5 protein-coding genes and 1 pseudogene are annotated in these 4,549 nt (G+C 69.8%); all 6 read left to right on the forward strand.

The window, feature by feature from the left end:
• On the forward strand, positions 1 to 757 hold a 757-nt coding region (locus SACPADRAFT_RS29610; protein WP_007026633.1), incomplete at its 5' end, for a dihydrolipoamide acetyltransferase family protein.
• Between the two features lie 356 nt (positions 758 to 1,113).
• Positions 1,114 to 1,611, forward strand: a complete 498-nt coding sequence (locus tag SACPADRAFT_RS0223670; protein ID WP_007026632.1) for an FxsA family protein — start codon at positions 1,114 to 1,116, stop codon at positions 1,609 to 1,611.
• Positions 1,612 to 1,744: 133 nt separating this feature from the next.
• Positions 1,745 to 2,401 (forward strand): TetR/AcrR family transcriptional regulator, encoded by a 657-nt coding sequence (locus SACPADRAFT_RS0223675; RefSeq protein ID WP_007026631.1) that lies wholly within the window; start codon positions 1,745 to 1,747, stop codon positions 2,399 to 2,401.
• Positions 2,402 to 2,497: 96 nt separating this feature from the next.
• The gene (locus SACPADRAFT_RS0223680; protein ID WP_051442572.1) at positions 2,498 to 2,950 is read left to right on the forward strand and encodes a hypothetical protein; all 453 of its coding nucleotides are present in this window, start codon (positions 2,498 to 2,500) and stop codon (positions 2,948 to 2,950) included.
• Between the two features lies 1 nt (position 2,951).
• Positions 2,952 to 3,530, forward strand: coding sequence for a DUF3558 family protein (locus SACPADRAFT_RS31005; protein ID WP_157577322.1), 579 nt, complete (start codon positions 2,952 to 2,954; stop codon positions 3,528 to 3,530).
• A 7-nt stretch (positions 3,531 to 3,537) separates the two neighbouring features.
• Positions 3,538 to 4,549, forward strand: a pseudogene (locus SACPADRAFT_RS33595) (hypothetical protein); the annotation flags it as partial.

Below are 4,549 nucleotides of genomic sequence, written 5' to 3' on the forward strand. Positions count from 1 at the left end.
GCCCGCGGCCACCCCGCCGGGTGCCGGTGCGGGTGGCGGTGCCGGTGGCGACCGCGCCGACCGCGAGACCCGGGTCCCGATCCGGGGGGTGCGCAAGGCGACCGCGCAGGCGATGGTGCAGAGCGCGTTCACCGCCCCGCACGTCACGGAGTTCCTGACCGTCGACGTGACGCCGATGATGGAGCTGCGGGAGCGGCTGAAGGGCGATCCCGACTTCCGCGGGGTGAAGCTCACCCCGCTGGCGTTCGCGGCCCGGGCGGTGTGCCTGGCGAAACGGCGCACCCCCGACGTGAACGCGGTCTGGGACGAGCACGCGGGCGAGATCGTCTACAAGGACTACGTGCACCTGGGCATCGCGGCGGCCACGCCGCGCGGCCTGGTGGTGCCCAAGGTCCGCGACGCCGACGCCCTGTCGCTGGCCGAACTGGCCGGCGCGCTGGACGAGCTGACCACCACCGCGCGGGACGGGAAGACCCCGCCGGAGGCGATGCTCGACGGCACGTTCACCATCACCAACGTCGGCGTGTTCGGCGTCGACACCGGCACCCCGATCATCAACCCGGGCGAGTCGGCGATCCTCGCGCTCGGGGCGATCCGGGACACACCGTGGGTGGTGGACGGTGAGCTCGCCGTCCGCAAGGTGATGCAGCTGTCGCTGAGCTTCGACCACCGCGTCGTCGACGGCCAGCAGGGCTCGCGCTTCCTGGCCGACGTCGGCGCCCTCCTCGCGGACCCGGCCAAGGCGATCACCTACTGACCCCCGCGGGTGGGAGGGGCCCACCCCCTCCCACCCGCGGGTCGCCACTCCACGCCGGTGAGTTGCCATTCCATGCACGCGAGTTGACGCTCCATGCCCGCGAGTCGACGCTCCGAGGGCCGCGCGATGGTCACGGGAGTCCGACCCGGGGCATGCCCGCCCGGCGACACGTCGTCATCGGGCGCCAGCTCGCGGACACAGGCGTCGATTCGCGGATACAGAACGTCAACTCGGGGACACAGGGCGCCAACCCGTGGACACATTGCGTCAACTCGCGGGCATGGGGTGGGGACTCGCGGGTGAGGGGGAGGGGGACTCGCGGGATCAAACGGGCGGGTTCGTGCGTTGTTCCGGGTATGGCCGTCCTGTTCCTGCTGTACGTGATCGCCGAGGTGGCCGCCGTGTGGGCGGTCGCCTCGCAGATCGGGGTGCTCGGCACGCTCGGACTGCTGCTCGCCGGTGCGCTCGTCGGGTCATGGCTGGCCCGCCGGGAGGGTGGTAAGGCCGCCCGCGCGGTGATGGCGACCGCACGTTCCGGCCGCTCCCCGCACAACGAGATCACCGACGGGATGCTCGTGGGACTGGGCGGACTGCTGATCTTCCTTCCCGGCTTCGTCAGCGACGTCGCCGGCCTGCTGTTGCTGTTGCCGAGCCGGGCGCTGTTCCGGCGCGCGTGGATGCGGCGGTTGCAACGCCGGGGACCGATCCGCAGCACCCCCGGCACACCGTTCGGCCCGGGAATGCGGACCCGGACGATCGTGGTGGACAGCGAGGTCGTCTCCGACGACCGCCGCCGGGACGACGGCGAGGGCGGCCCCCGGCCGAACGGACGTCCGGTCATCGACTCCGAGTAGCACGACCGCCCCGACGGAGCCCGCACCGTGCGACGGCCGTTTCCCGTCCGGGGCGCACCCCGAACGGGGAACCGGGCGTGCCGACATTGAATCTCCTGGTCAGGTAGCGTGCGGGGGACACAGGAGGTTGCTGGTGGCGCAGGACGTGCAGCGCTCGCCCGAACGGGCTAAACGACTCCCCCGGGAGGTCCGGGAGAAGCAGATTCTCGACGCCGCGGTGACCGTGTTCTCCCGACACGGCTACCACGCGGCGGCGATGGACGAGGTCTCGGACGTGGCGGGCGTGTCCAAGCCGATGATCTACAGCTATCTCGGGGCGAAGGAGGACCTGTTCGCGCACTGCGTGCGGCGCGAGTCGAACCGCCTGCTCGACGCCGTGCGCGACGGCATCCGGCCGGACGTCCCCCCGGACATGCAGCTCTGGCACGGCCTGCGCGCGTTCTACGGGTTCGTCGCCGACCACCGCGAATCCTGGATCGTGCTGCACCGGCACGCGCTCACCGCCGGACAGCCGTTCGCCGCCGAGATCACCACGCTGCGCAGCACCGCGGTGGAGCTGGTGAGCACGCTCGTGGTGTCCGCCGGGGTCCGTAAGGGGCTGGGCGAGCAGGTCGAGTTCTCCGGCGAGGGGATGGCCGCCGCCCTGGTCGGCGCTGCCGAATCCCTCGCCGACTGGTGGCTGGACCACCCCGACGTCCCCGTGGGTGTGCTCGCCTCGTGGCTGATGAACCTCACCTGGCTCGGCTTCAACGACCTCGTCGAGGGCTCCGTCTGGCGTCCGACCGAGTGAGCCGGCACCGCGGTCTCCCCGAAAGCCGGTGACGCCGAGCCGCGGCTCGGTACACTCAGCGCGGCACGGCAGGCGGACGACGCGGGGGTGAGTCAGGTGCCGCTGGTACCGGATCCGGGACAGCCGACTTCAGATCAGCGGATCGACAAGTCGGTGACGGCGACCGACCCCGAGGCCGTGGACAAAGCCGCTGCCGAGACTAGAAAGCTTCTCGACTCGGCGAGAGACAAGGGCTTCCGCATCAGCCCGGAGGGTGTGGAGCCGTTGAAGAAGGCGCTCGCCAACATGCAGAGTCGACTCGACGAGCTACTCGCTCGGCACGCTGCCGTCCTGAGCCAACGCCCCAAGCTCGGAAGTCATCCGTACGGGCAGACGGTCGCAGACCATGATCTAAAGAGCGGTTCAGGCGATACCACGTCGGCTACCACCGTGTTAAAAGCACTGGTGAAGGTGATCGAGAACGCCGACAAGGCACTCGATATCGCTCTGAGAAACTACCAGGAAGAAGAGTCCGAAACAGCACGGAACGTGAGCGGGAAGCAGGCGTGACGTGGCCGGAAAGAAAGAGCTCTTGATGTGGGGCGCTTTGACACTGACCGTACTTTTGGGCGGTTGTTCGGACACCCGCGACGGATCAGCATCGCCTGCGGATCACTCCCCCGCAGCTGGTTCCGCCCCGTCAGAGACCCAGTCTCCATCGCCATCCCACACCAGCAGCGAGCGCAGCGCAACCATCGATTCCTGCGCACTCCTGGACCCGACTGAGCTTGCCCGGTTCGGCGACTTCGGTCCGCCTACTCGCGATAACCTTGCTGGCGCCCGCGCCTGTTATTTCACTCCCGAGCGGGACGGGACAGAAAGACGACCCACCATCACCGTGGCGCTGCGGGACAGCCAGGGTGTCGCAAGCGCGAACGACCAGGGGATGGGGATCACCCAAGCAACGTTCAACGGACGAGATGCCGCGCAGATCCCGGACAAGAACGACGTATGCATCATCGCGCTGGGATTGACCGAGTCCTCGCGGGTCGACGTCGGGGTGAGCGGGATCGACACCGACGAGGCCTGTGATCTCGTCGAACGGGTCACCGAGATCGTCGAGCCGAAGCTGCCCGAACCACCGAGGTGAGGTTCCGATGAGTGAGTCCACGCCACCACCCCGGGTCACCGGGGAGGAGTTCGTCAACCAGACAGCCACGGAGCGGGCCGAGTACCTCGCGGCCGGTGGCACACCACCGCGGATGTCCGACGAGCAGGTCCTGTCCCTGCCACCCGCGCAGCGGGACGACTACTTCGGCGCGCTCGCCGCGTCGGGTGTCGACGAAGGCGAACTCTTCAGTTGGATCGAGCGTCTCGGCAAGCGGGTTCAGGGTGCCCAACGCGGCCAGGAGATGAACGCCGAGCGCATGCGGGAGCTGGCGTCCTCCGGGGAGACGGAGTACGTGGGTGGGCTCCCGCCGTCGGACGCAAACTACCCGGGCATTCCGCACGCCGAGCTGGCCCGGTACGTCCGCGAGGAGCTCAATCCGGACGAGGTCGGCGAGATCTCCACCGCGTACCACGAGCTGAACCTGGCGTTCGCCGAGTTCGCCCAGGAGCTGAGCGAGGCCGTCGCGCAGTCGCGGCACGAGTGGCAGGGCGCGGCCGCCGACAGCGCGCACGGCTATTTCGCGAGCCTGGGCACCTGGGCGGACGGCAACTCGCGCAACGCCGAACTGGCCTCCCAGACCATGAACGAGCAGGCGGCGTCCGCGGGCGCCGCCCGCAACAACATGCCCGAAGAGGTCCCGTTCGACTGGAAGACCGAGGTCGGCAAGTGGGCGGAGAACCCGCTCGACCTGCTCGACAACGTCGAGCAGACGACCGAGCGCTACCACCGGAGCCAACAGGCGCACGACGAGGCCGCCCGGGTGATGGGGCAGTACGACGGCGAGCTGCACGGGGCCGCCTCGAAACAGCCCGCGTTCGCCGAGCCTCCGGAGTTCAACGGTGGGACCGGGACGACGCCGAGTTCGGTGACGTCGGTGAGCTCGCCGGGAACCACCGCGTCGGGTGCCGCGGGTACCGCTCCGGTCGGCGGGGCTCCGGGCGGGGTGGGCCCCGCCGGGTCGGGTTCGTCGGCGGGTCCGCTCCCGGGCGGCGCCGTGA

Source organism: Saccharomonospora iraqiensis subsp. paurometabolica YIM 90007, from assembly GCF_000231035.2.
GTDB classification, from domain to species: Bacteria; Actinomycetota; Actinomycetes; order Mycobacteriales; family Pseudonocardiaceae; genus Saccharomonospora; species Saccharomonospora paurometabolica.

What these genes read in the sequence shown, in the direction of transcription:
- SACPADRAFT_RS0223670 (WP_007026632.1), top strand. Translation starts at nt 1,114, where the DNA reads ATGGCCGTCCTGTTCCTGCTGTACGTGATCGCCGAGGTGGCCGCCGTG.